The following is a 24129-nucleotide window of genomic DNA, read 5'->3' as shown; positions in this document are numbered from 1 at the left end:
GATTCGAATTGAGTCCGGAGTTCCAGCATGAACCTGAAAGACGCATCGCTGCTGCAACACAACGCCTATATCAACGGCGAATGGCAAGGCGCTGAAGACGGCGCCACGCTCGAAGTGAACAACCCCGCCACCGGCGCGCTGATCGGCACGGTGCCGCGCATGGGCGCGGCCGAAACGCGTCGCGCGATCGCCGCCGCGAACGCCGCATGGCCCGCATGGCGCGCCAGGACCGCGAAGGAGCGCAGCGTCATCCTGCGCAAGTGGCACGACCTGATGATGGAAAACGCCGACGACCTCGCGCTCATCCTCACCACCGAGCAAGGCAAGCCGCTCGCGGAAGCCAAGGGCGAGATCGGCTACGCGGCGTCGTTCCTCGAATGGTTCGCGGAAGAAGGCAAGCGCATTTACGGCGACACGATTCCGACCGTCGCCAATGACAAGCGCATTGTCGTGACGAAGGAACCCGTGGGCGTGTGCGCCGCGATCACGCCGTGGAATTTCCCGGCCGCGATGATCACCCGCAAGGTCGGCCCCGCACTCGCGGCCGGCTGCCCGATCGTGCTCAAGCCTGCCGAAGCCACGCCGTTCTCGGCGCTCGCGCTGGCCGTGCTGGCCGAGCGCGCGGGCGTGCCGCGCGGCATCTTCAGCGTCGTGACCGGCGACCCGAAGGCGATTGGCGGCGAACTCACGGGCAACCCGACCGTGCGCAAGCTCTCGTTCACGGGCTCGACGCCGGTGGGCCGCCTGCTCATGAGCCAGTGCGCATCGACGGTCAAGAAGGTGTCGCTGGAACTGGGCGGCAACGCACCGTTCATCGTGTTCGAAGACGCCGATCTCGACGCAGCCGTAGCCGGCGCGATCGCTTCGAAGTATCGCAACAGCGGTCAGACCTGCGTGTGCACGAACCGCTTCTACGTGCACGACGCCGTGTACGACGCGTTCGCCGCGAAGCTGCGCGATGCGGTCGAAAAGCTCAAGGTCGGTCTCGGCACCGAGTCGGGCGTGACGCAAGGCCCGCTCATCAACGAAGCGGCCGTGCTGAAGGTGGAATCGCATATCGAAGACGCGCTCGCGAAGGGCGCGCAGGTGATCACGGGCGGCAAGCGCCACGCGCTCGGCCACGGCTTTTTCGAGCCGACCGTTCTGACCGGCGTCACGCCCGCGATGAAGGTCGCGCGCGACGAAACGTTCGGCCCGCTCGCGCCGCTGTTCCGCTTCTCGTCGGATGAGGAAGTGATCAGGATGGCGAACGATACCGAATTCGGTCTCGCCGCCTACTTCTACAGCCGCGATATCGGCCGCGTGTGGCGCGTGGCGGAAGCGCTCGAATACGGCATGGTGGGCATCAACACCGGCCTGATCTCGAACGAAGTCGCACCGTTCGGCGGCGTGAAGCAGTCGGGCCTCGGCCGCGAAGGTTCGCACTACGGCGTGGATGACTACGTCGTCATCAAGTACATGTGCATGGCAGGCATGTAAGCCAGACGAACGACGGGCGCCTGAAAAGGCGCCCGTTCGGGAAACGCTGTGAGCCGGCGCCTCGCGACTTCGTTGCGACGCGCCGGCTTTTTTGTGCGCGCTTACTGCGTGGCGCCAACCGGCGTCACCTGCGTTGCATAAGCGGAAACGAACACGGCGTGAATCGTGTCGCCGACCTTCAGATGCTTCAGATCGACGTCCGGCGTGGCCTGGAGCGTAACGGTCTGATACGCGCCGCGCAGCGTGACTTCACGCTTCTTCGCGTTGATGTGCTGCACGGTCGCCTGCACTTCGACCTGGCGCGCGGCGTCATAACCCGACGACGCCGGCAGATACACATTGGTATCGACACGCTTGCGAATGCCCTTGTCCTTGCCCGTGACCTTGTCGGCCGTGACGAGCAACGCGTTCTTGTAGAGCACGTCCACGGTGTCGCCCACGTTGAGCTGGTCGAAGTTGCCGACCTGCTGGCTGAGCGCGATATCGACGTCGTTGCCGCGCGGACCGCGCAGCGTGACCACGCGCGCGGCGCGATCGATGCCGACGATCTTCGCCTGAATATGCACCGGTTGCGCGTTGGCGACGATATCCTGTGCGGCGCTTGCAAGCGCCGATTGTGCTTGCGGCGCCGAAGCGGCCTGGTCGTTTTGCGCCAGCGCCGCCTGCGAAATGCCAACGCCCACCACCCATGCCGCTGCCAGAATCGCTGCCTTCCTCATTCACATTCTCCCGGTCTAGAGTTTCGAATTTGCTTTTGATGCATGGCATCGGCGTATCGTGCCTGTCACGCCGAAGTGCGACCGATTCTACGCGCGGCTTTTAAAAACAGGGCGCTAACTGGCCGGAGTCCGATCAAGTTATTCAGGGTGAATCACGCGAATTTCAGTGGGATTTGCTGGGCCGCAAATTCGCGTTCGATATTGAATTGAAACAAATCGCGAGTTTGTTGCGTTGCACGAAATACTGATTTCATGCGTCCCTTTGCGGTGAGGGGCGCACGCTGTCAGTACCACGCGTTCGACGGCCGTTGTGCGAGGCCTGGCGACGTGACGGCGCCAACGTCACTCGGCGTGGTGCCGCCTGCCCGTTCGCGGCGTTTTCGCCGGCGGATTTTTGCATGGAAATGTCCCGTGCTTCTCAGTGCTATATCGATGACGAATCAAGCATTAACGATATGAGCGTGCGTGCGAAATACACTCGCCAATGATTTTCAAAAGGCGGCGAAGGTGTATTGAGAATTATATGTATTTCAACCTTGATAGCAAAACGCAAGCACGGTGAAAGTCAGAACTCCTCATGGATTCCCGCCCGCCGGCGGCGACGCACGAGGACTTTCCGCAACAGCAGATACAGCACTTACACACGATTACACCTGTGCCATATCGAGCCGATGACGGCCCTCATACAATCGACGCATCGAAGGCGACTCTTTTGGGGAGACAACAATGAAAGCAGCACGAACGATGATTGTGGCGGCAGCGTGTTTGCTGGCGTACGCGACGGCGCCGGTTTATGCACACGGCGGCGGCGGGGGTAGCGGCGGCGGCAATGGCGGTGGCAACGGTGGCGGCGCCGGGATGGGCGCGGGCATGGGAGCCGGACACGCGGGCTTGGGCCATTCCGACGGCCAATCGCTGGGTCACATGAGCAGCGTGGGCTTCAGCAACACGAACAGCCACGTATCGGCGGACCGGGACAAGGGCCATGAGCGGGCGGCTGACCGCGCGGGACTGCACGCACGCGGCCACGGGCTTCACGCTGACGGGAAGTCAGCCAGCCACATGAGCGAGAAAGGATTGAGCAACACGAACAGCCACGTTGCCGCGGACCGCGACAAGGGCGTGGATCGCGCGGCGGACCGCGCGTCGTTGCAGGCGCAACCCCACATGGGTGTTCCGGGCTAACGGGAAAACGGGATAACGGCAGGGCTACGCGCCTGGGGTAAGCGCAATCAGGCGCGCTTCAGGACGTGCCCGCCCAAGAGACGCAAAACAAACGCAAAAAAAAGCCGCGAATCAAACGATTCGCGGCTTCCTCTATCGAAGCGAAACTAGCGCAAGCGGCGCTCAAACCCGCTCGATAGCAATCGCAATGCCCTGCCCCACCCCGATACACATCGTGCAAAGCGCGAAGCGACCTTGCGTGCGATGCAACTGATACATGGCGGTGGTCACGAGGCGTGCGCCGCTCATTCCGAGCGGGTGGCCCAGCGCAATCGCGCCGCCATTCGGATTGACGCGAGGATCGTCGTCGGCGACACCGAGCGCACGCAGCACGGCAAGACCTTGAGAAGCAAACGCTTCGTTAAGCTCGATAACGTCGAACTGGTCGATCGTCATGTTCAGTTGCGCGAGCAGCTTTTGCGTTGCCGGCGCAGGTCCGAAACCCATCACGCGCGGCGCAACACCGGCCGTCGCCATACCGAGCACACGCGCACGCGGCGTCAGCCCGAAGCGCTTGGCGTTTTCCGCATTGGCGAGCAGCAGGGCGCAAGCGCCGTCGTTCACACCCGAAGCATTGCCGGCCGTGACCGAACCGTCGGCGCGCACCACGCCCTTGAGGCGCGCGAGCGCTTCGAGGCTGGTTTCACGCGGATGCTCGTCGCGCGAAACGACAATCGGATCGCCCTTCTTCTGCGCGATCGTGACCGAAACGATTTCCTGCGCGAGCGTGCCGTCCGCTTGTGCGCGTGCCGCCTTCTGCTGGCTGCGCACCGCGAACGCGTCCTGATCAGCGCGGCTCACGTTATAGTCCACGGCGACGTTCTCGGCCGTTTCCGGCATCGAATCGACGCCATACTGCTGCTTCATGAGCGGATTGACGAAGCGCCAGCCGATGGTCGTGTCGTAAATCGCGGCGTCGCGCGCAAAGGCGCTAGCGGACTTGCCCATGACGAACGGCGCGCGGCTCATGCTTTCCACGCCACCCGCGATCATCAGCCCGGTTTCGCCGGACTTGAGCGCGCGCGCGGCGATGCCCACGGCGTCCATGCCGGAGCCGCACAGACGGTTCACGGTCGAGCCCGGCACGGCCTGCGGCAGGCCCGCCAGCAGCGACGACATGCGTGCGACGTTGCGGTTGTCTTCGCCGGCCTGGTTTGCGCAGCCGTAGATGACGTCGTCGATCGCCGTCCAGTCCACGTCCTTGTTGCGCTCCATCAGCGCCTTGAGGGGCACGGCCCCGAGGTCGTCGGCGCGAACCTGGGCAAGGGCGCCCGCGTAGCGGCCGATCGGCGTGCGAATCGCGTCGCAGATGAATGCTTCCGTCATGTGAGTCTCCAGATGATTGAGCTTGACGGACTGCGCGGGCGAAAAAAGGGCGATCGAACGCGCACGTCCTCGTGCGTTTTGTTCGACTGTCGAACCTATGATCGATAATCGAACATTTGGCGCCCATGATAGGCGTCGCGCGGGACGGGTGTCAAGCACGCGAAACTGGCGCCAGAAACGAAAAAGCCGCACGGAACACGAGTCCGTGCGGCCTTCAAACGCCAGGGAAAGCGCTTAACGCGACATCATGAGCATGCCGACGTTATGCATGACCCAGATCGTGCCGAAGATCAGGAACGCGGCGGCCAGCACCGTGTACGCGAGCGAGAGCACGTTCCAGCCCTGCCCCGGCGAGACGTTCAGGTGCAGGAAGAACACCAGGTGCACGACCACCTGCACGAACGCGAGCACCGCGATCACGATGATGGCCGTGGTGGCGTCGAGCGTGCCGTGCAGCACGACGCCAAACGCGCCTGCGGTCAGCAGCACCGCGAGGATGAAGCCCGCCACATAGCTGCCAAGGCTGCCGTGGGACTGAGCATGAGTATGTGCTTGAGCCATTTAGAGCACGCTCCCCAGATAGACAAAAGAAAACACGCAGATCCACACGACGTCCAGAAAGTGCCAGAACAGGCTCAGGCACGTGAGGCGGCGGACTTCCTGCTCGCCCAGTTGCGGCGCGCGAATCACCTGGATCATCATCACGAGCATCCACAGCAGGCCGAAGAACACGTGCAGGCCGTGCGTGGCGACGAGCGTGAAGAACGACGAGAGGAACGCGCTGCGCTGCGGACCGGCGCCGTCAGCGATCAGGTGCGAGAACTCGCGCAGTTCGAGCACGAGGAACGACGCACCCAGAACGAAGGTGACAGCCAGCCAGCCGAGCACGACACTGTTCTTGCGCTGGTGCGCGCCGAGCATCGCGAAGCCGTAGGTGATGCTCGAGAGCAGCAGCACCGCGGTTTCGAGCGCGACGCCCGGAATATCGAACAGGTCCTTGCCCGTCGGGCCGCCCGCGAACTGGTGGCCGAGCACGCCGAACGTGGCGAACAGCGCCGCGAACAGCAGGCAGTCGGTCATCAGGTAGACCCAGAAGCCGAATACCGAGTGCGACTCCGGGTGATCGTGATGATCGAGTTCGGCAAGGGTTGCCGCATTGGTTTTCTGTAACATCAGATTGCCTCCTCGGCGACCAGATCACGCTTGGCCACGGCAGCGCCGGCGCCAAAGCGCTTTTCCTCGATCTCGCGAACCTTCGCGGCCGGGATGTAATAACCGTCGTTGTTGCCGAAGCTCTTGATGATCACCGTCAGCACGACGCCGACGAAACCGAGCACGGCAAGCCACGTGATGTGCCACACGGCCGCAAAACCCAGCACGAGGCTGAACATGCCGATGATGAACCCCGCCGCCGTGTTGGACGGCATATGGATGTCGGTGTATTTCGCGGCGAGTCCCGGAGCACGGCCCGTTTCCTTCATGTGCGCGAAGGCGTCGATGTCGTCCACGTGCGGAATGACCGCGAAGTTATAGACTGCCGGCGGCGACGAAGTTGCCCATTCGAGCGTACGGCCGTCCCACGGGTCGCCCGTCACGTCCTTGCAGGCCGCCTTGTTGCGGTCCACGAAGGCCATCACCCACAGCAGCACCTGGAACACGATGCCGAGCGCGATGATCACGGCGCCCACTGCGGCGATCACGAAGTACGGATGCCATTCGGGCACGTCATAGTGGTTGGTGCGGCGCGTTGCGCCCATGAAGCCGAGCACGTAGAGCGGCACGAAGGCCACGTAGAAGCCGACGAACCAGCACCAGAACGACGCCTTGCCGAGCTTTTCGCTGGGCTTCAGGCCAAACACCTTCGGGAACCAGTATTGCAGGCCCGCGAGGTAGCCGAACACCACGCCGCCGATAATGGCGTTGTGGAAGTGAGCAATCAGGAACAGCGAGTTGTGCAGCACGAAGTCCGCGCCCGGAATAGCCAGCATCACGCCGGTCATGCCCGCGATCGAGAACGTCACCATGAAGCCCACGGTCCAGAGCACCGGTGCGGTGAAGTGGACACGGCCGCGATACATCGTGAACAGCCAGTTGAAGATCTTCACGCCGGTCGGAATGGCGATGACCATCGTCGCGATACCGAAGAACGCGTTGACGTCGGCGCCCGAGCCCATCGTGAAGAAGTGGTGGGCCCACACGAGGAACGCCAGCACCATGATCGCGCACGAGGCGTAGACCATCGTCTTGTAGCCGAACAGCGGCTTCTTGCAGAACGTGGCCATCACTTCCGAATAGATGCCGAACGCAGGCAGCACGAGGATGTACACCTCGGGGTGGCCCCACGCCCAGATCAGGTTCAGGTACAGCATGGCGTTGCCGCCGAGTTCATTCGTGAAGAAGTGCGTGCCGACGTAACGGTCGAGGCCGAGCAGCGCCACGGCGATCGTGAGGATCGGGAACGTGGCCATGATCAGCACGTTCGAGCACAGCGCCGTCCACGTGAACACGGGCATCTTCATGAGCGTCATGCCCGGCGCGCGCATCTTGATGATCGTGACGAAGAAGTTCACGCCTGTAATCAAGGTGCCGACGCCCGAGAGCTGGACCGCCCAGATGTAATAGTCCACCCCCACGTCCGGACTGAACTGCAACTCGGAGAGCGGCGGATACGCAAGCCAGCCCACCTTTGCGAATTCACCGATCACGAGCGACAGGTTGATGAGAATCGCGCTGATCGCCGTCATCCAGAACGAGAGCGAGTTCAGGAACGGGAACGCCACGTCGCGCGCGCCGATCTGGAGAGGCACCACGAGGTTGAAGAAGCCGACCATGAGCGCCATCGCCATGAAGAAGATCATGATGACGCCGTGCGCCGTGAAGATCTGGTCGAAGTGGTGCGGTGGCAGATAGCCCGGCGAATTGAACGCCATGGCCTGCTGGATACGCATCATGACCGCGTCGGCGAAGCCGCGCACGAGCATGAGCACCGCCACGATCATGTACATCACGCCAATGCGCTTGTGGTCCACGCTCGTGAGCCACTCGGTCCAGATGTACTTCCATTTGCCGGTCACGGTCACGAGACCGAGCACGCCGAGGACGAGCAGCGCCATGAACGCTGCCGCGCCCATGATGATGGGCTGATCGAACGGGATCGCCTCTAATGTGAGTTTTCCGAACATGCTGCTTACCCCTTGGTCACGCAGGACGGGTCAAAATTCGTCACGTGCCCGTTGTTGTACTTCGCGATGATGTTGTTGAAGAGCTTCGGGTCGACTGTCGAGAAGTACTGGACCGGCGCCTTCTCCTGCGGCTTCGAAACCGATGCGTACTCGTCCATCGAAAGCTGGGTGGACGACGTCTTCACCTTCTGCACCCAGGCGTCGAAGTCCTGCTGGCTCGTGGCGAGCGTGCGGAACTTCATGTCCGAGAAGCCCTTGCCGCTGTAGTTCGACGAGAGGCCGTCGAAATCGCCGGCTTCGTCGGCGATCAGGTGCAGGCGCGTTTGCATGCCCGCCATGGCGTAGACCTGGGTGCCCAGTTGCGGGATGAAGAACGAGTTCATCACCGAGTCCGACGTGATGCGGAAGTTGACCGGCGTGCCCACCGGCACGGCGAGCTGGTTCACCGAAGCGATGCCGAGGTCCGGGTAGATGAAGAGCCACTTCCAGTCGAGCGCGACCACTTCGACGTTGATGGGCTTCACGCTCGACTCCAGCGGCTTGTACGGATCGAGTTCGTGCGAGGTGCGCCACGTGAGGATGGCGAGGAACAGAATGATCGCGGCCGGAATGGCCCAGACCACCACTTCGATCGCCGTGGAGTGAGCCCACTTCGGCGCGTAGGTCGCGTTGCGGTTGGAAGCCCGGTAACGCCACGCGAACAGCAGCGTCAGGATGATGACGGGCACCACGACCAGCAGCATGGCCCACGTGGCCGTGAGGATGAGCGACTTCTCGGCCGCGCCCACGCTGCCCTTCGGGTCGAGCACGGCGAAATTGCCGCTGCACCCCGCAAGAGAAACGAGCAGCCCGCTGCCGAGGGGGATTAACCACCTTTTAAAGGCTTTTCTGTCTTTCATGTTTGCCTGTTCTTCCGTTGTCCACCAAAACGCGTAACACCCAACACATTTGCATCGCAAAATCGCCACGCAAAATGCACCCGTATCGTATGCAGCGCGATTTTACGGAAAGGAGTAATCGCGAAATTTGATCTTTGCTAAGGATTCGCGAGCGGGTCAAATCTCGCTCAGGCAAGCGCGGCGTAAAGCCGCAATTATCTTTCTAGAACCTTTCGGTTTTGCGGGCGCCCTGTGGGGCGCTGATTCCGGCCCGGCGGGACCTGCGCGCACGCGCGCTCAAAGGGCACGAAGGCGTGATTGGGTCAATTGCGAAATCTTCAGAAAGTGTTTCGATTCATTCGAATCCCTGTGCCGTTTTTTATTCGCAAATGAATGACACGGCGATCCGGATTGGAATCAATTCATTCAGATTTTCCGCCTATATATTTAGCGAGAATAAATTGATGGAAGTCAAATAAACGGAATCGAATGGGCATAATGCGCGCATTTGTCGCAAGCAGCAACAGACCGGTCGATCGTCGCGGGAAACGTCCGTCCCGCTCGTCCCCGTTGCCCCGCCCCCGGCGCGCCGCGTGTTGGCGAAACCGGTCGCTTGCGCTATCTTGACAGGTTCTCCAAGCGCCGCAGCCACACCGACCGCCACGCCCATGAATTCTGCTTCCAATGCCTCGCCCGACCGTTCCGCCGAACCGCCGGAGATCCCCGAAAAGCCGGGCGACTCCTATGTGCAGTCGTTCGCGCGCGGGCTTTCGGTGATCCGCGCGTTCAACGCCGAGCATCCCGAGCAGACCCTGACCGACGTCGCCGCCGCAACCGGCCTCACGCGCGCGGGCGCGCGCCGCATCCTGCTCACGCTCCAGACGCTCGGCTACGTCGAAGCCGAGGGCCGGCTTTTTCGCCTCACGCCGCGCATTCTCGATCTCGGCTTCGCCTACCTCACGTCGATGCCGTTCTGGAACCTCGCCGAACCGGTGATGGAGGAGCTCTCGCAGGAAGTGCACGAGAGCTGCTCGGCGGCCGTGCTCGATCGCACGGAGATCGTCTACGTGCTGCGCGTGCCCACGCACAAGATCATGACGATCAACCTCTCGATCGGCAGCCGCCTGCCCGCGTACTGCACCTCGATGGGGCGCGTGCTCCTCGCCTCGCTCGACGAAGGCGCGCTCGAGGAAACGCTCGGCTCCACGCCGCTCTACGCGCACACGCCGCGCACCGTCACCGATATCGGCGAGCTCAAGAAGATCATCGCACAGGTGCGCCAGCAAGGCTGGGCCATCGTCGATCAGGAACTGGAAGGCGGCCTCATCTCGATCTCCGCGCCCATTCGCAACCGCCACGGCCGCGTGATCGCCGCGATGAACATCAGCGGCAACGCGCAGCGCACCTCGGCCAAGCAGATGGTGAAGACCTTTCTCGAACCGCTTCAGCAAGCGGCCGCGCGCGTGTCGGGCATGGTCGCGCGGCGCACCTGAGCGCTCAGGCGACGTCGGCGAACACCTGCACGAGCCAGTCGGCGAAAGCGCGCACGCGCAGCGACAACTGGCGGTTCTGCGGATACAGCACCGAAACCGGCAAGGGCGGCGGCGGATGCGCCGGCAGCACGACGCACAGCTCGCCGCTCGCGAGATGCTCGCGCACGCGGTAGCGCGGCACCTGCACGATGCCCAGCCCCGCCAGCGCACCCGCCGTATAAAGCTCCGCGCCGTTGACGGCCACCGGCCCCGGCAGCGTCACACGGGCCACGCCCTCCGGCGTCGTGAATTCGAGCGGCAGCGCGCGGCCCGTGGCCGACGAGACATAATTCACGGCGCGATGCCCTGACCCGGACACGCTTGCTCCATTGTTCTCATGGTCCGCAACGCCCGCAGCCGCGCCGTCGAGCGCCTCGATCGTCGCCGGGTCGCCGTGCCGTTCGAGATAGGCGGGGCTCGCGCAAGTCACCTGCTCCAGCAGCGCCACGCGACGCGCGATCATCGAGGAGTCGGCCAGTTCGCCCGCGCGCAGCACGCAGTCCACGCCCTCGCGCACGAGGTCGACGAAATGATCGCCCGAGCCGATGAAGAGGTCGATGCGCGGATAACGCGCGAGAAAGTCGGGCAGGCGCGGCATCACGAAATACTGCGTGAGCGTGCCCTGCATGTTCACGCGCAGGCGCCCCTGCGGATCGGGGTCGCGAAAGGCCTCCTCGGTTTCCTCGAGGTCGGCGAGCAGGCGCGTGCAGCGCTGGTAATAGGCTTCGCCGTCGAGCGTCGGCTTCACCTGGCGTGTGGTGCGTTCGAGCAGGCGCACGCCGAGGCGTGCTTCGAGCCGCTTGATGGAGTTGGTGACCGTGGCGCGCGGCAGGTTCAGATCCTCGGCCGCCTGCGTGAAGCTGCGGCGGTCGACGATGCGCGTGAAAATCTGCATCTCCTGGAAACGGTCCAAGGGCATTCTCTATGAGTTCGCGAGTCGCCTTCATCTTCTCATGGCAACCGCCCTCGACCAAAAATCCCCCCTGCCTGCGCGAGCCCTTAAGCGGCTGTTAAGGCGAGGTTGCGGCGAAGTCGTACGCGCACCGCCCTGCGTTGGCGCTAGCCCGCAGCCACCTGCCTCACGAGTTCGACGAACGCCTCGCCCGCCTCCTCCAGCCGCCCCGAGTTGTCGATGCGCGAGAACGCCGCGCCCTGCGGCACTTCGAAGGGCGCGCGCCGCGCGAGGCGCGCCGCCACCTGCTCGGGCGTTTCGCGCGCCCGCGAGGCGAGGCGCGCGGCGAGCACGTGCTGTGCGGCCTCGACATGCACGAGCGTCATGCGCGCATAGCGCTCGAATGCCTCGCCCGCGTAGGCGCGCGAGCCATTCACCACCACGGTGCAGCCCAACGCCATCCACTGGTCGATCTCCACGCCCACGCCGTAGCGCAGCGCGTGGCTGCGCCATTGCAGCGCGAAGAGGCCGCGCTGCGAGCGCGCTTCGAATTCGGCCTCGTTGAGCGCGATGTGGTTCTCGCCGCCGCTGTCCTCGCGCGTGATGTAGCGATGCGCGAACACCACGCTTTCCCCGGCGAGACGCTCGCGCGCGTAGCGCAGCAGCGTGTCCTTGCCCGCACCCGAAGGCCCCATTACATAGATCAGGCCGCCCTTCATGCGCGCACCTGCGCGAACGCAAGACGGCGCCACAGCGCGAACGGCGCGCCCGGTTGCGGCTCGACGAAGAGGGCCGCGCCCTCCACGGGCAGCGCGCGCGCATCGCGCATCTGCGTGTTCCAGGCCTCGACGAGTTGCGCGCACGTTTGCACGTCGTTCAGCGAATCGGATAGCGTCATGTGAAAGCGGAATTCTTCGAACACGTACGGGTAGCCCCATTCTTCGACATAGGCGCGCTGACGCGGCGTGAGCGGCGCGTCCAGGCGCTTCGCAAGCTCGGCGGGCGTTTGTGGGGCGCGCAGCGAGCCGAGTGCGCGCAGGGCGCTCGCCGCGAGTTCGCGCAGCGCGGTTTCGCCGGCTTCGTCGGCCGGACGCAGCGCGACGAAGCGGCCGAGCGTCGCCGCCTCGACGTTGGCTTCGAAGCGCGCCTGCTCTTGCGCCCACTGCTGGGCGGCCGCGCACAGCGCTTCGGGGCTCACGCCTCGTGCGAGGCGAAACGGCGGCACGATCGTGCCGTGCCAGCCATATCGGCGGGGCGCGACGCTCAGGCCGGCGAGCGGTTGCGCGAGTCCCGCGATCCGCGGCGGCGCGAGCGTCTCGCCCGTTTCCGGATCGCGGCCAAGCCAGGCGCAGCCCGCCTGCCACCAGACCGACCCGCGCGGCGGCGCATAGTAAAGCGCGAAGCGCGTGGCTTCGCTCCAGTCCTGCTGCGGCACGCTCATAGGTCGTGCTCCACCATGAGCTGCACGCGATCGGCCGCGAAGTGGGTGACGCCGTACTTGATCGGCACGCCGTCGAGATCGACGTCGACGTTTTCCACCCACAGCACCGGCTGCTGCCGGTTGATGTTCAGGCGCCTCGCCACCTCGGCCTCGGGCAGCACGCTGCCGATACGGCTCCACTTGCGCAGATAATCCTTCACGCCGAATTCGGCGAGCGCCTTGGAGGTGCTGTCCACGCGCTCCATGACGGCGGGCAGGTCGGCGAAGCGTGCGGCCGGATACCAGCTGCGCGCGTAGGTGAGCGGCACGCCGTCCGACTCGTGCAGCGTTTCAAGCCGGTACACGAGCGCACCCGCGCGCAGGCCGAGCGCCTTGGCGACCGCGGGGTCCGCCTTCACGCGCGACGAGGCGAGCAGCTTGCCCGCCGCCGAATGCTGATGGCGCTTCAGGTTTTCGGTGAAGCGCGTGCGCTTGCCGATGGTGTAGTCGATCGCGCCGGGTTGCACGAAGGTGCCGCGCCCCTGCTCCACGCTCACGAGGCCGAGCGCCGCAAGGCCCAGCATCGCGCGCCGCACGGTATGGCGGTTCACGTCGAAACGGCGCGCGAGTTCGCCCTCGCTCGGCAGGCGGCCGTCCTCGCCGAAGCCCTTCGCCGCGATCTCGGCCGCGAGGATCTGCTCGATCTGCCGCCACACCGCCACGCCCGCGCCGCGTTCGAGCAGGCTGGCCGGCGCCTCGTCGTTCGATGTCATGGTGCTGTCATTCCTCTCGGTTCCAATAGCGTTTTGTGCATTGTAGTGCGCAGGGCGTGATGGAAATATGAAAACCTCGAATCCACCCGCGTGAAACAACTGTACCATTAAACGTCTAGACGTTTAGATGAATAGATGGTTCAATTGACCCGCTTCACAGAACCAGTTGCCATGTCCGCTCTCCCCTCGTTCACGACACAGGAACTCCGATGAACGCTTCCTCCACCTCGTCCTCCCCCGCCGCACGGCGCGCATGGATGGCGGTTCTCGCGCACACGCCGCGCGCCGAGCTCGAAGCGGCGCTGGGCGCGGCGCTCGCAGGCGTCCCCGCGCCCGCCTTCGACTGGCTGCGCCCGCCGCAAACCGGCCTTGCCATGGTGCGCGGGCGCATTGGCGGCACCGGCGACACCTTCAATCTGGGCGAGGCCACCGTCACGCGCGCCACGCTGCGCCTGCGCGCCTCGGGTGCCGTCGGCGCCGAAGCCGCACCCGCCTCGGAAGCCGCCGGGCGCGCCGATGCAAGCCTGCCCGGCCCGGTCGGCGTGGCCTGCCATCTGGGCCGCGACAAGCGCCGCGCCGAGCTGGCCGCGCTCGCCGACGCCCTGCTCCAGTTGCCCGCCCGCCACGAGCGGCTGCATGCGCAGTTGATCGAGCCGCTGGCCGCGCGCCTGGCCGCCCAACGCGACACGCGCCGCGCCAAAGCGGCCGGCACGCGGGTCGAGTTCTTCACGATGGTTCGAGGTGACGCATGAGCGACCAACGCAATGCCAACAACGGCGCCATGACGCCCGATTTGCTCGCGGCGCTCGCGCCCGGCTTCGGCGATCCCGTCCATGACACGCAGGCCGTGTTCCGCACGCTGCTAGACGCGCTCGCGCGCCCCGGCACGATCGGCTTGATCGAAACGCCGCTGCCGGGCGCCGCCGCCGAGGCCTCCACCACGCGCGCCGGTCTCGCCGCCTTCGCCTCGCTGCTCGCGCTGGCCGACTACGCCACACCGGTCTGGCTCGCGCAGCCCGACGCGGCGCTTGCCGCCGCACTGCGCTTTCACGCGGGCGCGCCGCTTGCACCGGAACCTCGCACGGCCGCGTTCGCTTACGTGCACGACGCCGCGGAGCTGCCGCCGCTCGAAGCCTTCGCGAGCGGCACACCCGAGTCGCCGGAACAGGCGGCCATGGTGTTCGTGCGCGTGAGCGCGTTCACGGGCGGCGCGCCGCTCTCGCTGCGCGGCCCCGGCATCGAAACGACTTGCAGCATCGCGCCGGTCGGCCTGCCCGAGCGCTTCTGGCGCGAACGCGCCGCTTTTGCGCCGCACTTCCCGTGCGGCATCGACTTCTATCTCGTGTGCGGCAGCCGTTTGATGGGCCTGCCGCGCACGACTCTCGTGGAGATGCACTGATGTACGTCGCCGTCAAAGGGGGAGAGCGCGCGATCGAAGCGTCGTGGCGTCTGCTCGACGAAGCGCGCCGTGGCGACACGGGCGTGCCGGAGCTGAGCGTCGCGCAGATCCGCGAGCAGATGCGCCTCGCCGTGGCGCGCGTGATGGCCGAAGGCTCGGTCTACGACGAAGAACTCGCCGCCCTCGCGATCAAGCAGGCTGCGGGCGATCTCGTCGAAGCGATCTTTCTGCTGCGCGCCTACCGCACCACGCTGCCGCGTTTTGGCTATACGGAGCCCGTCGAAACGGAAAACATGGTGGTGGAGCGCCGCATTTCCGCGACCTTCAAGGATGTGCCCGGCGGCCAGGTGCTCGGCGCGACCTACGATTACACGCAGCGCCTGCTCGATTTCGCGCTGCTCGCCGATGGCAACGATGGCACCGACGGCGAACACAGTGCAACGCATGCACCGCTCGCCACGCCGCCCGAGGAACCGATGCCGCGCGTGCTCTCGCTGCTCGACAAGGAAGGCCTGATCGAGCAGGAAACGCCCGCGTCCGGGGCGCGCGAGCCCGGCGACCTCTCACGCGAACCGCTGGCGTTCCCGGCCGATCGCACGCTGCGCCTGCAAAACCTCGCGCGCGGCGACGAAGGCTTCCTGCTCGCAATGGGCTATGCCACGCAGCGCGGCTATGCCCATTCGCACCCGTTCGCGGGCGAGATCCGCTTTGGTTCGGTGTGCGTAGAAATGGTGCTGGACGAATTCGATGAGGCCGTCGAGATCGGCGAAATCGAGTTGACCGAGTGCCAGATGATCAACCAGTTCGCGGGCGCGAAAGACGTGCCGCCGAAGTTCACGCAGGGCTACGGGCTAACGTTCGGCCATGCGGAGCGCAAAGCCATGGCGATGGCGCTGGTGGACCGCGCGCTGCGCGCCGAAGAACTGGGCGAGACGATCGCCTCGCCCACTCAGGACATCGAATTCATGCTCTCGCACAGCGACAACGTGGAAGCCTCGGGTTTCGTGCAGCATCTGAAACTGCCGCACTACGTGGACTTCCAGGCCGAGCTGGAACTCGTGCGGCGCTTGCGCGCGCAGCATGAGCAAGACGCCGGCGAGCCGAACCAGGAGGCCGCATGAACGCGCCCGATACCTTGCAGGCCAGCGCGGCCGCTGCCGCTTCGCCGGCCGCTTCCCGTCTCACCTCGCATCTCACCTCGCACGTCGCCTCGCACGAAACGCAGGCCGCGTCCGGCTACAACTTCGCTTATCTGGACGAGCAGACCAAGCGCATGCTGCGCCGCGCGCTGCTCAAGGCCGTGGCCGTGCCCGGCTACCAGGTGCCGTTCGCCTCGCGTGAAATGCCGCTGCCGTATGGCTGGGGCACGGGCGGCATTCAGGTGACGGCGGCCATCATCGGCGCGAACGACACGCTCAAGGTGATCGACCAGGGCTCGGACGACACCACGAACGCCGTGAACATCCGCCGCTTTTTCGCACGCACCACGGGTGTGGCCACCACGCGCCACACAACGCAAGCGTCGATCATCCAGACGCGCCACCGCATTCCCGAAACGCCGCTCACCGACAAGCAGATCCTCGTGTATCAGGTGCCGATGCCCGAGCCGCTGTTCCGTCTCGAGCCGCGCGTGGCCGAATGCAGGAAGCTGCACGCGCTCGCCGATTACGGCCTGATCAGCGTGAAGCTTTACGAGGACATCGTGCAGCACGGCAGCATCGCCACGACCTACGATTATCCGGTCACGGTGAACGGGCGCTACCTCACCTCGCCTTCGCCGATTCCGAAGTTCGACAATCCGAAACTCCACATGAACGCCGCGCTGCAATTGTTCGGCGCGGGCCGCGAGCGCCGCATTTACGCGATCCCCCCGTACACGCCGGTCAAGAGCCTCGACTTCGACGATCACCCGTTCGAAGTGCAGCGCTGGGAGCACGCGTGCGCGCTGTGCGGCTCGCGCGAGAGCTTCCTCGACGAGATGATCGTCGACGACGCGGGCAAGCGCATGTTCGTCTGCTCGGATAGCGACTACTGCCACGAGCGCCGCGCAGACGACGATGCAAGCGACGACGCAAGCGAAAACGACGTCGATGCGCGCGCAACGAACCAAGCCGGAGAAAACGCATGACGCCGCTGCTTAGCGCAAGATCGCTCACGAAGCAGTTTGGCGGCCGCAACGGCTGCCGCGACGTGAGTTTCGACCTGTACCCCGGCGAGGTGCTGTGCATCGTCGGCGAATCGGGCTCGGGCAAGACCACGCTGCTCAACACGCTCGCGCTGCGCACCGAAGCCGATTCGGGCGACTTGCACTACACGAGCGCGAACGGCGAAACGCTCGACCTGCGCACGCTTTCCGAGCCGCGCCGGCGCCTGCTTGCACGCACCGAATGGGGCTTCGTGCAGCAGAATCCGCGCGACGGGCTGCGCGCGGGCGTGTCGGCCGGGGCCAATATCGGCGAGCCGCTCATGGCCGTGGGCGCACGCCACTACGGGCAGATCCGCAACACGGCGCAGCAATGGATGCAGCGCGTGGAGCTGGACGCCCTACGCATCGACGAGCTGCCCTCCGCGTTTTCGGGCGGCATGCAGCAACGTCTGCAAATCGCGCGCAATCTCGTGACCGGGCCGCGCCTCGTATTCATGGACGAGCCCACGGCAGGCCTCGACGTGTCCGTGCAGGCGCGCCTGCTCGACCTGTTGCGCACGCTCACGACCACGCTGCATCTTTCGGTGCTGATCGTCACGCACGACATCGGCGTGGCGCGCTTGCTCGCGCATCGCCTGATGGTGATGCAAGGCGGCACGGTGGTCGAATCGGGCCTGACCGACCAGGTGCTGGACGACCCGCAACATCCCTATACGCAGACGCTGGTGGCATCCGTGCTGCCGGTCTAGGATGATCGACATGACTTTCACCTCAACACCGGCCGCCCCCGTCACGAAAGGCACGCGCGCCTTCATCGAGCGCCCCGCGCTCATGCTGCGCGCCGAGGACGTGCGCAAGACCTTCACGCTGCACGGCCAGGGCGGCATCGGCATCGAAGCGCTCGCGGGCGTTTCGCTCGATGTGGAGCGCGGCGAATGCATCGTGCTGGTCGGGCCCTCGGGCGCGGGCAAGAGCACGTTCCTGCGCTGCCTGTACGGCAACTATCTCGCGAGCGGCGGCTCGATCGCGATCCGCGACGAAGGCGCGCCGCTTGGCCACCTGGAAATCACGGGCGCGGCGCCCCACGACATCCTGCGACTGCGCCGCAACGTGATGGGCTACGTGAGCCAGTTTCTGCGCGTGATTCCGCGCGTGAGCGCGCTCGACATCGTGGCCGCGCCGCTCGTGTCACGCGGCGTGGAGGAAGACGAAGCCCGCGAGCGCGCGCAAACGCTGCTCGCGCGCCTGAATGTGCCGCGCCGCCTCTGGCCGCTCGCGCCGGCCACGTTCTCGGGCGGCGAGCAGCAGCGCGTCAACATCGCGCGGGGCCTGATCGCGCAGCATCGCGTGCTGCTGCTCGACGAGCCCACTGCTTCGCTCGACGCGGAAAACCGCGAAGTCGTGGCGAGCCTGATCGGCGAGGCGCGCGAACGGGGCGCTGCGATCGTCGGCGTGTTCCACGACGAGGACACGCGCGAGCGCGTCGCCACGCGTGTCCTCGAACTCACCGCGCCGCGCGCGCAAGCGCCGCTCACCGCCGCGGCCTGAATACCGCCAGAATGGCGCAAACCGATATCTGCGATTTCTGATTAGGGAGCCTGACGATGTTGATCAAAAACGCTCGCATCGTAACGCGAGACGACGTTTTCACCGGCACGCTAAGCGTGGAAGACGGCAATATCCGCGACATTTCGCGCGGCTCGACCACCGCGCCCGAGGCCGAGGACTGGGAAGGCGACTTCCTGTTGCCGGGCCTCGTCGAACTGCACACCGACAACCTGGAAAAGCATCTTGCGCCGCGCCCCGGCGTGCACTGGAACACCGACGCCGCCTTCGTCATTCACGACGCGCAGATCGCGGCGGCCGGCATCACCACGGTATTCGACGCGCTCGCCATCGGCACGCGTCTCGCCGTGGGCGTGCGCGGGCGCGACGTGCAGCTTGCCAGCGCCGCCGCGCTCAAGCGCTTTTCCGAACGCAAGCTGCTGCGCGCTGACCACTTCCTGCACCTGCGCTGCGAAATCGCCACCGAAGACGTGATCGAATTGTTCGACACGCTGAGCGACCATCCGCTGCTGCGCCTCGCCTCGGTGATGGACCACACGCCGGGCCAGCGCCAGTGGCACGACCGCGCGCAGTGGCGGCGCTTCCAGGAGCGCCACGGCAAATGGACCGACGAGCAGACGAACGCCATGCTCGCCGAAATGGCCACCGAACAGGAGCGTTACGCCGACGCGCACCGCCTTGAAATCGTGCAGCGCTGCCGCGCGCGCGGCATCCCGCTCGCGAGCCACGACGACACCCTCGTGGAACACGTGGAGCAGGCCGCCGCCGAAGGCATCGTGCTGGCCGAATTCCCGACCACGCGCGTGGCCGCCGAGGAAGCGAAAAAGCGCGGCATCGCCACGATCATGGGCGCGCCGAACGTGGTGCGCGGCGGCTCGCACTCGGGCAACGTCTCCGCACTGGAACTCGCGCAGGCCGGCCTGCTCGACATCCTCTCGTCCGACTACGTGCCGTCGAGCCTCCTGACCGCCGCGTTCGACCTCGTGACCCAGGCCGACTGGACGCTGCCGCGTGCGCTCGCCACGGTCTCGTGGGAGCCCGCTCACAAGTCGGGCCTGACCGATCGCGGCGCGATCGAGCCGGGCCTGCGCGCCGACTTCGTGCGCGTGACGATGCTCGACTCGCTGCCGGTGCCGCGCGCGACCTGGCGCGCGGGCGTGCGCGTGGTCTGAACGTCCGCTCTCGCCGCCTTTGCTGCTGCATTGCGGCAGCGAAGGCGCGCCGCAATTGCCCTCGTTTTTACGCGTAGCCAACAGCGCGCCATCAATTCGATTTCAACCACCCTTCAGCCCCCTGCCGGTGCCGCGCCGGCGGGATTTCGCATTCCTCCGACTGTTGCGGCGGAGCATCGCACGACGCGCCGGCGAGCCCCGCGGCGGGCCCGGCTCGCTTCCCCGCAAGCCTTGCCGGACAAGGCTTTGCGCCGCGTCGCACAAGCGCACGGGCGTACACTTATCCGCGCCCTTTCCCGCCATCCGGTATTACACTAGCGACGCAGCAATTTTGACCTGGTAAGCTTGCCGCGCTTCGCTGGCCGCAGGCCGGCGGGTCCAAAAAAAATCCCGGTGCGAGCCGCGCCGGACAATGCGCTGCGGTGGCACAACCGCACGCGGCGCGCCCTGAACCATCTCGAGGAGTACCCATAGTGAAGAAACTGCTTGCCACCCTCACGGTCGCCCTGCTCGCCGTCTCGGCCGGCGTCGCTCATGCGAAGGACTGGTCCACCGTGCGTTTCGGCGTTGACGCCAGCTACGCACCGTTCGAATCCAAAGCACCCGATGGCAAGCTGGTCGGCTTCGATATCGACCTTGGCAACGAGATCTGCAAGCGCCTGAACGCCAAGTGCGTGTGGGTCGAGCAGGACTTCGACGGCATGATCCCGGGCCTGAAGGCGAAGAAGTTCGACGGCGTGCTCTCCTCGATGACGATCACCCCGCAGCGTGAACAGCAGATCGCCTTCTCGGCGAAGCTGTTCAACACGCCGACGCGCCTCGTGGCCAAGAAGGGCTCGACCTTCCAGCCGACGGCCGATTCGCTCAAGGGCAAGTCGGTTGGCGTCGAACAAGGCACGATCCAGGAAACCTACGCCAAGGAAAACTGGGCGCCGAAGGGCGTGAACGTCGTGCCTTACCAGAACCAGGACCAGGTCTACGCCGACCTGATCTCGGGCCGTCTGGACGCCGCGCTGCAAGACGAAGTGCAAGCCGACCTCGGCTTCCTGAAGACCCCGCGCGGCGCGGGCTTCCAGTTCGCGGGCAAGGAAATCCCGACGGGCGCAGCGGCCATCGGCCTGCGCAAGGAAGACGCCGACCTGAAGGCGAAGATCGACCAGGCGATCGCCGACATGATCAAGGACGGCACGTACAAGAAGATCGAAGCCAAGTACTTCGACTTCGACGTCTACGGCGGCTAAGCACCGCGGTACGCAAGCCCGGACTTCGGTCCGGGCTTTTTTTCTTGCGATTTAATCCGGATTCCGAATCGTTTTGATTGCGCGCACGGCACCCACGGCATGCGCGGGCACGCGGGTTCCGGGCCAACGGCGAATCCGCTAAGATCGGCATATCGCCCGCTTAGCGCCACTCACGGGCCTCTCGTCAACCTGACCGCCATTCGCGGTCCCCCGCGCCTCGCGCATCCATCATGCAAACCCGAAACCATCCGTTGATCGCGCCCGCCCTCGGCACCGCCAGGCAAATCGCCAGCTTTCACTACGGCAAACCCGGCGGCAACCAGAAGGTCTATATCCAGTCGTCGCTGCACGCCGACGAACTGCCGGGCATGCTCGTCTCGTGGGCGTTGCGGCGCAAGCTCGCGGAACTGGAAGCCGCGGGCCGCATGCGCGGCGAAGTCGTCGTGGTGCCGGTGCCCAATCCGGTGGGCTTGAACCAGCATTGGCTCGGGCATCTGATCGGCCGCTTCGAATCGAACACGGCGCAGAACTTCAACCGCAATTTCCACGAACTCACGGCGCTCGTGCTGCCCGACATCGAGGCGAAACTCGGCCCCGACGAGGCCGCGAACCGCACCGCAATCCGCGCCGCCATGGGCGAGGCGCTGGCCGCGCAACAGCCGAAAACCGAGCTCGACTCGATGCGCCTCGCGCTGCAACGCCTCTCGTACGACGCCGATATCGTGCTCGACCTGCATTGCGACTGGGAGGCCGCCATGCACATCTACACGAACCCGGAGCTCTGGCCCGAGGTCGAGCCGCTCGCGCGCTACCTCGACGCCAAGGCGTCGCTGCTCGCGCTCAACTCGATCGGCAACCCGTTCGACGAGATCCACAGCTTCTGCTGGTCGGAGCTGCGCGAGCGCTTCGGCGCGCACTACCCCATTTCGCACGGCTCGATTTCGGTGACGGTCGAATTGCGCAGCCAGCGCGACGTGTCGCACGAATTCGCCGAGCATGACGCCCAGGCCATCATCGAGTATCTGATCGGGCGCGGCGTGATCGAAGGCACGGCCGCGCCGCTGCCGCCGCTCGCCTACCCGGCCACGCCGCTCGCGGGCACGGAGCCGATCGTCGCGCCCCAAAGCGGCGTGCTCGTGTTCCGCGTGGAATGCGGCACGTGGGTGGAACGCGGCGCGGCCATTGCGGACATCGTCGATCCGATCGCCGACACCGTGACCACGCTGCACGCCGGCGTGAGCGGCGTGGTATACGCGCGCCATAGCGCGCGCCTCGCGACGGCCGGCATGGAAGTCGCGCGCATTGCCGGTGAAAAGCCCATTCGCACCGGTTCGCTGCTCTCCCTGTAATGCCATCGCATTGAAAAGGGCTCGCGCCGCCAGCGCGAGCCCTTTTTCATGGATCTTCTCCCCATTTCATTTATTTTGGGTAACTAATTTTCGATTTCAGGAATGAACGCCAATAAGCCATGTAAATCGCGCATTGATCGGCCGTTAATGCGTTGCTGGTGTTAATCAATCCGAGCTTGAAGCCGGAATCAAAAGATCGATAATCGCGGTAAACAAGAAGAAGCTTAGAAAAAAATTTTATAAGGCCGTTTTTTCCAATCCGCCAAGCCGAATAACCCTCCATATTCGGCCGCAAGCCCAATAGCGGCGGGCATCGCGGGAAATCCGAAGGGCGCGCAACCCGGGTGTCGCATTCACACAACACAATGGCGACAATTTCCCTACATAGCCTTACTGTCACATTCCTTTCGTTATCGACCCTTAAATTGCAGCCGGTCGTATCCACCTGCCCGTTAGAGGCGGGGGTAGTCATCTTTCCTTTACCCGGAGAAACAGTTGAAAAAGAAAATTCTGACCACCGCTATTCTTGCGTCTATCGCGGGCGTGGCACACGCACAAAGCAGCGTCACCCTGTACGGCTTGATCGACGCCGGTATCAGCTACAACAGCAACGTCAAGAACTCGACGGGCGGCAGCAGCAGCCTGTGGCAATACGGCGACGGCGTTGCACAGGGCAGCCGTTGGGGCCTGCGCGGCACGGAAGACCTGGGCGGCGGCCTGAAGGCGATCTTCGTGCTCGAAAACGGCTTCAACAGCGGCAACGGCACGGCAGGCCAGGGCGGCGCGATGTTCGGCCGTCAAGCCTTCGTCGGTCTGACGCAGTCGAACATCGGTTCGCTGACGTTCGGCCGCCAGTACTCGTTCAGCACGGACGTGCTGGGCGCGAACTACTCGACCGGCGGCAACACCGTCGCGGGTAACTACGCTTACCACTTCAACGACGTCGACCAGCTCACGTCGAGCCGCATCAACAACTCGGTGAAGTTCCAGAGCGTGAACTTCTCGGGCCTCACGTTCGGCGCGCTGTACGGCTTCTCGAACTCGACCTCGTTCGCCGGCTCGCCGACGGGCACGTCGACGGCTTCGTCGCGCGCATACAGCTTCGGCGCGAACTACGGCTACGGCCCGTTCAGCCTCGGCGCCGCGTACACGAACATCACGTACCCGGGCGCAGCCACGCCGTCGATGTCGACCTCGATCTCGAACCTGCCGGCAACGGCGCTGACGATCCACGACCTGCGCTCGTTCGGCGTCGGTGGCCGCTACATCGTCGGTCCGGCAACGCTGTGGGCCCTGTGGACCAACACGCTGATCTCGCCGATCGCCGGTTCGTCGACGCTCTACAACGCATATGAAGCAGGCGGCAAGTACGCCTTCACGCCGGCTCTCTCGGGCGCGCTCGGCTACACGTACTCGCGCGCTTCGGGCAGCGCTTCGGCTCACTGGAACCAGATCAACGCAGCCGTTGACTACGCACTGAGCAAGCGCACCGACGTGTACTTCCTCACCGTGTACCAGGACGCTTCGGGCCGCGTCGGCACGACCAACGTGCAGGCACAGATCGGCGATTCGACCTCGAACATCTTCCCGACGTCGGGCACGGGTTCGCAGGATCAAGTCGCGGTGCGCGTCGCAATCCGTCACAAGTTCTAAGCAGCACACGCTACGCAACAGCGGCAGCGGGCGGCTCACGCCTCCCGCTGTGCTTTACCGGACGGGGCATCCCTTTGGGATGCCCCGCTTTTTTTGCGTGCGCGCCCGCCCTGCGACGTGATGACCGCCGTCGCCCCACCCTGGCCCCGCTTCTGGTACGCTGCGCTCTCTCACCTCG

24 protein-coding genes are annotated in these 24129 nt (G+C 65.1%); 13 read left to right on the top strand and 11 right to left on the bottom strand.

The window, feature by feature from the left end:
* Nucleotides 1–27: 27 nt before the first annotated feature.
* Nucleotides 28–1479: an NADP-dependent succinate-semialdehyde dehydrogenase gene (gene gabD / locus C7401_RS08485; protein ID WP_112170925.1), complete on the top strand. Its 1452-nt coding sequence runs from the start codon at nt 28–30 to the stop codon at nt 1477–1479.
* 101 nt (nt 1480–1580) lie between these two features.
* On the opposite strand, the gene C7401_RS08480 is transcribed toward gabD, so the two are convergent.
* On the bottom strand, nt 1581–2198 hold the full coding sequence (locus C7401_RS08480; RefSeq protein ID WP_112170924.1) for a hypothetical protein: 618 nt from the start codon (nt 2196–2198) through the stop codon (nt 1581–1583).
* Between the two features lie 726 nt (nt 2199–2924).
* On the opposite strand from C7401_RS08480, the gene C7401_RS44895 reads away from it, so the two are divergent.
* Complete coding sequence (locus tag C7401_RS44895) at nt 2925–3383, top strand: hypothetical protein (protein ID WP_181565526.1); 459 nt, start codon at nt 2925–2927, stop codon at nt 3381–3383.
* A gap of 162 nt (nt 3384–3545) precedes the next feature.
* Here C7401_RS44895 and pcaF read toward each other — a convergent pair whose 3' ends face one another.
* The 5 genes from pcaF to cyoA form a co-directional block, all read right to left on the bottom strand.
* The gene (gene pcaF, locus C7401_RS08465) at nt 3546–4748 is read right to left on the bottom strand and encodes a 3-oxoadipyl-CoA thiolase (protein WP_112170922.1); all 1203 of its coding nucleotides are present in this window, start codon (nt 4746–4748) and stop codon (nt 3546–3548) included.
* Between the two features lie 234 nt (nt 4749–4982).
* On the bottom strand, nt 4983–5309 hold the full coding sequence (gene cyoD / locus C7401_RS08460; RefSeq protein WP_112170921.1) for a cytochrome o ubiquinol oxidase subunit IV: 327 nt from the start codon (nt 5307–5309) through the stop codon (nt 4983–4985).
* A complete protein-coding gene (gene cyoC / locus C7401_RS08455) occupies nt 5310–5921 on the bottom strand; it encodes a cytochrome o ubiquinol oxidase subunit III (RefSeq protein ID WP_112170920.1) in 612 nt (203 codons plus the stop codon). It abuts the gene before it with no gap.
* A complete protein-coding gene (cyoB, locus tag C7401_RS08450; RefSeq protein WP_112170919.1) occupies nt 5921–7930 on the bottom strand; it encodes a cytochrome o ubiquinol oxidase subunit I in 2010 nt (669 codons plus the stop codon). Before cyoB ends, cyoC begins: the two co-directional genes overlap by 1 nt.
* Before the next feature lie 5 nt (nt 7931–7935).
* Complete coding sequence (cyoA, locus tag C7401_RS08445; protein WP_112170918.1) at nt 7936–8829, bottom strand: ubiquinol oxidase subunit II; 894 nt, start codon at nt 8827–8829, stop codon at nt 7936–7938.
* 647 nt (nt 8830–9476) lie between these two features.
* On the opposite strand from cyoA, the gene C7401_RS08440 reads away from it, so the two are divergent.
* Nucleotides 9477–10301, top strand: a complete 825-nt coding sequence (locus C7401_RS08440) for an IclR family transcriptional regulator (protein WP_112170917.1) — start codon at nt 9477–9479, stop codon at nt 10299–10301.
* A 4-nt stretch (nt 10302–10305) separates the two neighbouring features.
* Here the strand turns inward: C7401_RS08440 and C7401_RS08435 are convergent, their stop codons facing one another.
* The 4 genes from C7401_RS08435 to phnF all read right to left on the bottom strand — a co-directional run bounded on the left by C7401_RS08435 (nt 10306) and on the right by phnF (nt 13425).
* Nucleotides 10306–11253: a LysR family transcriptional regulator gene (locus C7401_RS08435; RefSeq protein WP_112171120.1), complete on the bottom strand. Its 948-nt coding sequence runs from the start codon at nt 11251–11253 to the stop codon at nt 10306–10308.
* Between the two features lie 146 nt (nt 11254–11399).
* Complete coding sequence (gene phnN / locus C7401_RS08430; RefSeq protein ID WP_112170916.1) at nt 11400–11951, bottom strand: phosphonate metabolism protein/1,5-bisphosphokinase (PRPP-forming) PhnN; 552 nt, start codon at nt 11949–11951, stop codon at nt 11400–11402.
* Complete coding sequence (locus C7401_RS08425) at nt 11948–12673, bottom strand: DUF1045 domain-containing protein (RefSeq protein ID WP_112170915.1); 726 nt, start codon at nt 12671–12673, stop codon at nt 11948–11950. Before C7401_RS08425 ends, phnN begins: the two co-directional genes overlap by 4 nt.
* The gene (phnF, locus tag C7401_RS08420; protein WP_112170914.1) at nt 12670–13425 is read right to left on the bottom strand and encodes a phosphonate metabolism transcriptional regulator PhnF; all 756 of its coding nucleotides are present in this window, start codon (nt 13423–13425) and stop codon (nt 12670–12672) included. The genes C7401_RS08425 and phnF overlap by 4 nt, the downstream gene beginning before the upstream one ends.
* Before the next feature lie 209 nt (nt 13426–13634).
* On the opposite strand from phnF, the gene phnG reads away from it, so the two are divergent.
* From phnG to C7401_RS08375, 9 genes are all read left to right on the top strand, one after another.
* A complete protein-coding gene (gene phnG, locus C7401_RS08415; RefSeq protein ID WP_112170913.1) occupies nt 13635–14177 on the top strand; it encodes a phosphonate C-P lyase system protein PhnG in 543 nt (180 codons plus the stop codon).
* On the top strand, nt 14174–14824 hold the full coding sequence (gene phnH / locus C7401_RS08410) for a phosphonate C-P lyase system protein PhnH (RefSeq protein WP_258396935.1): 651 nt from the start codon (nt 14174–14176) through the stop codon (nt 14822–14824). Before phnG ends, phnH begins: the two co-directional genes overlap by 4 nt.
* Nucleotides 14824–15945: a carbon-phosphorus lyase complex subunit gene (locus C7401_RS08405; RefSeq protein WP_112170912.1), complete on the top strand. Its 1122-nt coding sequence runs from the start codon at nt 14824–14826 to the stop codon at nt 15943–15945. Before phnH ends, C7401_RS08405 begins: the two co-directional genes overlap by 1 nt.
* Nucleotides 15942–16952 carry an alpha-D-ribose 1-methylphosphonate 5-phosphate C-P-lyase PhnJ gene (locus C7401_RS08400; RefSeq protein ID WP_112170911.1) on the top strand — a complete coding sequence of 337 codons (1011 nt, stop codon included), beginning with the start codon at nt 15942–15944 and terminating at the stop codon, nt 16950–16952. The genes C7401_RS08405 and C7401_RS08400 overlap by 4 nt, the downstream gene beginning before the upstream one ends.
* Nucleotides 16949–17719 (top strand): phosphonate C-P lyase system protein PhnK, encoded by a 771-nt coding sequence (phnK, locus tag C7401_RS08395; protein ID WP_112170910.1) that lies wholly within the window; start codon nt 16949–16951, stop codon nt 17717–17719. Before C7401_RS08400 ends, phnK begins: the two co-directional genes overlap by 4 nt.
* A 10-nt stretch (nt 17720–17729) precedes the next feature.
* Entirely contained in the window at nt 17730–18518 is a 789-nt protein-coding gene (gene phnL / locus C7401_RS08390; protein WP_112171118.1) for a phosphonate C-P lyase system protein PhnL, read from the top strand.
* Between the two features lie 56 nt (nt 18519–18574).
* Nucleotides 18575–19708: an alpha-D-ribose 1-methylphosphonate 5-triphosphate diphosphatase gene (locus C7401_RS08385; protein WP_112170909.1), complete on the top strand. Its 1134-nt coding sequence runs from the start codon at nt 18575–18577 to the stop codon at nt 19706–19708.
* 473 nt (nt 19709–20181) lie between these two features.
* Nucleotides 20182–20949: an ABC transporter substrate-binding protein gene (locus tag C7401_RS08380; protein ID WP_112170908.1), complete on the top strand. Its 768-nt coding sequence runs from the start codon at nt 20182–20184 to the stop codon at nt 20947–20949.
* 230 nt (nt 20950–21179) lie between these two features.
* Nucleotides 21180–22298 carry a succinylglutamate desuccinylase/aspartoacylase family protein gene (locus tag C7401_RS08375; protein WP_112170907.1) on the top strand — a complete coding sequence of 373 codons (1119 nt, stop codon included), beginning with the start codon at nt 21180–21182 and terminating at the stop codon, nt 22296–22298.
* 70 nt (nt 22299–22368) lie between these two features.
* Here the strand turns inward: C7401_RS08375 and C7401_RS44290 are convergent, their stop codons facing one another.
* Nucleotides 22369–22770, bottom strand: coding sequence for a hypothetical protein (locus C7401_RS44290; RefSeq protein WP_146757893.1), 402 nt, complete (start codon nt 22768–22770; stop codon nt 22369–22371).
* Nucleotides 22771–22793: 23 nt separating this feature from the next.
* Here C7401_RS44290 and C7401_RS08370 point away from each other — a divergent pair, with 23 nt between their 5' ends.
* Complete coding sequence (locus tag C7401_RS08370) at nt 22794–23951, top strand: porin (RefSeq protein ID WP_112170906.1); 1158 nt, start codon at nt 22794–22796, stop codon at nt 23949–23951.
* Nucleotides 23952–24129: the final 178 nt, after the last annotated feature.

The sequence above is a fragment of the Paraburkholderia unamae genome (assembly GCF_003268775.1).
GTDB lineage: Bacteria > Pseudomonadota > Gammaproteobacteria > Burkholderiales > Burkholderiaceae > Paraburkholderia > Paraburkholderia unamae.
This window is presented reverse-complemented; position numbering and strand designations above follow the sequence as displayed.

Bases quoted from the DNA above. Each gene is read 5' to 3' on its own strand.
- gabD (WP_112170925.1), top strand. From the start codon at position 28: ATGAACCTGAAAGACGCATCGCTGCTGCAACACAACGCCTATATCAAC.
- C7401_RS08480 (WP_112170924.1), bottom strand. From the start codon at position 2,198: ATGAGGAAGGCAGCGATTCTGGCAGCGGCATGGGTGGTGGGCGTTGGC.
- C7401_RS44895 (WP_181565526.1), top strand. From the start codon at position 2,925: ATGAAAGCAGCACGAACGATGATTGTGGCGGCAGCGTGTTTGCTGGCG.
- pcaF (WP_112170922.1), bottom strand. From the start codon at position 4,748: ATGACGGAAGCATTCATCTGCGACGCGATTCGCACGCCGATCGGCCGC.
- cyoD (WP_112170921.1), bottom strand. From the start codon at position 5,309: ATGGCTCAAGCACATACTCATGCTCAGTCCCACGGCAGCCTTGGCAGC.
- cyoC (WP_112170920.1), bottom strand. From the start codon at position 5,921: ATGTTACAGAAAACCAATGCGGCAACCCTTGCCGAACTCGATCATCAC.
- cyoB (WP_112170919.1), bottom strand. From the start codon at position 7,930: ATGTTCGGAAAACTCACATTAGAGGCGATCCCGTTCGATCAGCCCATC.
- cyoA (WP_112170918.1), bottom strand. From the start codon at position 8,829: ATGAAAGACAGAAAAGCCTTTAAAAGGTGGTTAATCCCCCTCGGCAGC.
- C7401_RS08440 (WP_112170917.1), top strand. From the start codon at position 9,477: ATGAATTCTGCTTCCAATGCCTCGCCCGACCGTTCCGCCGAACCGCCG.
- phnN (WP_112170916.1), bottom strand. From the start codon at position 11,951: ATGAAGGGCGGCCTGATCTATGTAATGGGGCCTTCGGGTGCGGGCAAG.
- C7401_RS08425 (WP_112170915.1), bottom strand. From the start codon at position 12,673: ATGAGCGTGCCGCAGCAGGACTGGAGCGAAGCCACGCGCTTCGCGCTT.
- phnF (WP_112170914.1), bottom strand. From the start codon at position 13,425: ATGACATCGAACGACGAGGCGCCGGCCAGCCTGCTCGAACGCGGCGCG.
- phnG (WP_112170913.1), top strand. From the start codon at position 13,635: ATGAACGCTTCCTCCACCTCGTCCTCCCCCGCCGCACGGCGCGCATGG.
- phnH (WP_258396935.1), top strand. From the start codon at position 14,174: ATGAGCGACCAACGCAATGCCAACAACGGCGCCATGACGCCCGATTTG.
- C7401_RS08405 (WP_112170912.1), top strand. From the start codon at position 14,824: ATGTACGTCGCCGTCAAAGGGGGAGAGCGCGCGATCGAAGCGTCGTGG.
- C7401_RS08400 (WP_112170911.1), top strand. From the start codon at position 15,942: ATGAACGCGCCCGATACCTTGCAGGCCAGCGCGGCCGCTGCCGCTTCG.
- phnK (WP_112170910.1), top strand. From the start codon at position 16,949: ATGACGCCGCTGCTTAGCGCAAGATCGCTCACGAAGCAGTTTGGCGGC.
- phnL (WP_112171118.1), top strand. From the start codon at position 17,730: ATGACTTTCACCTCAACACCGGCCGCCCCCGTCACGAAAGGCACGCGC.
- C7401_RS08385 (WP_112170909.1), top strand. From the start codon at position 18,575: ATGTTGATCAAAAACGCTCGCATCGTAACGCGAGACGACGTTTTCACC.
- C7401_RS08375 (WP_112170907.1), top strand. From the start codon at position 21,180: ATGCAAACCCGAAACCATCCGTTGATCGCGCCCGCCCTCGGCACCGCC.
- C7401_RS44290 (WP_146757893.1), bottom strand. From the start codon at position 22,770: ATGACTACCCCCGCCTCTAACGGGCAGGTGGATACGACCGGCTGCAAT.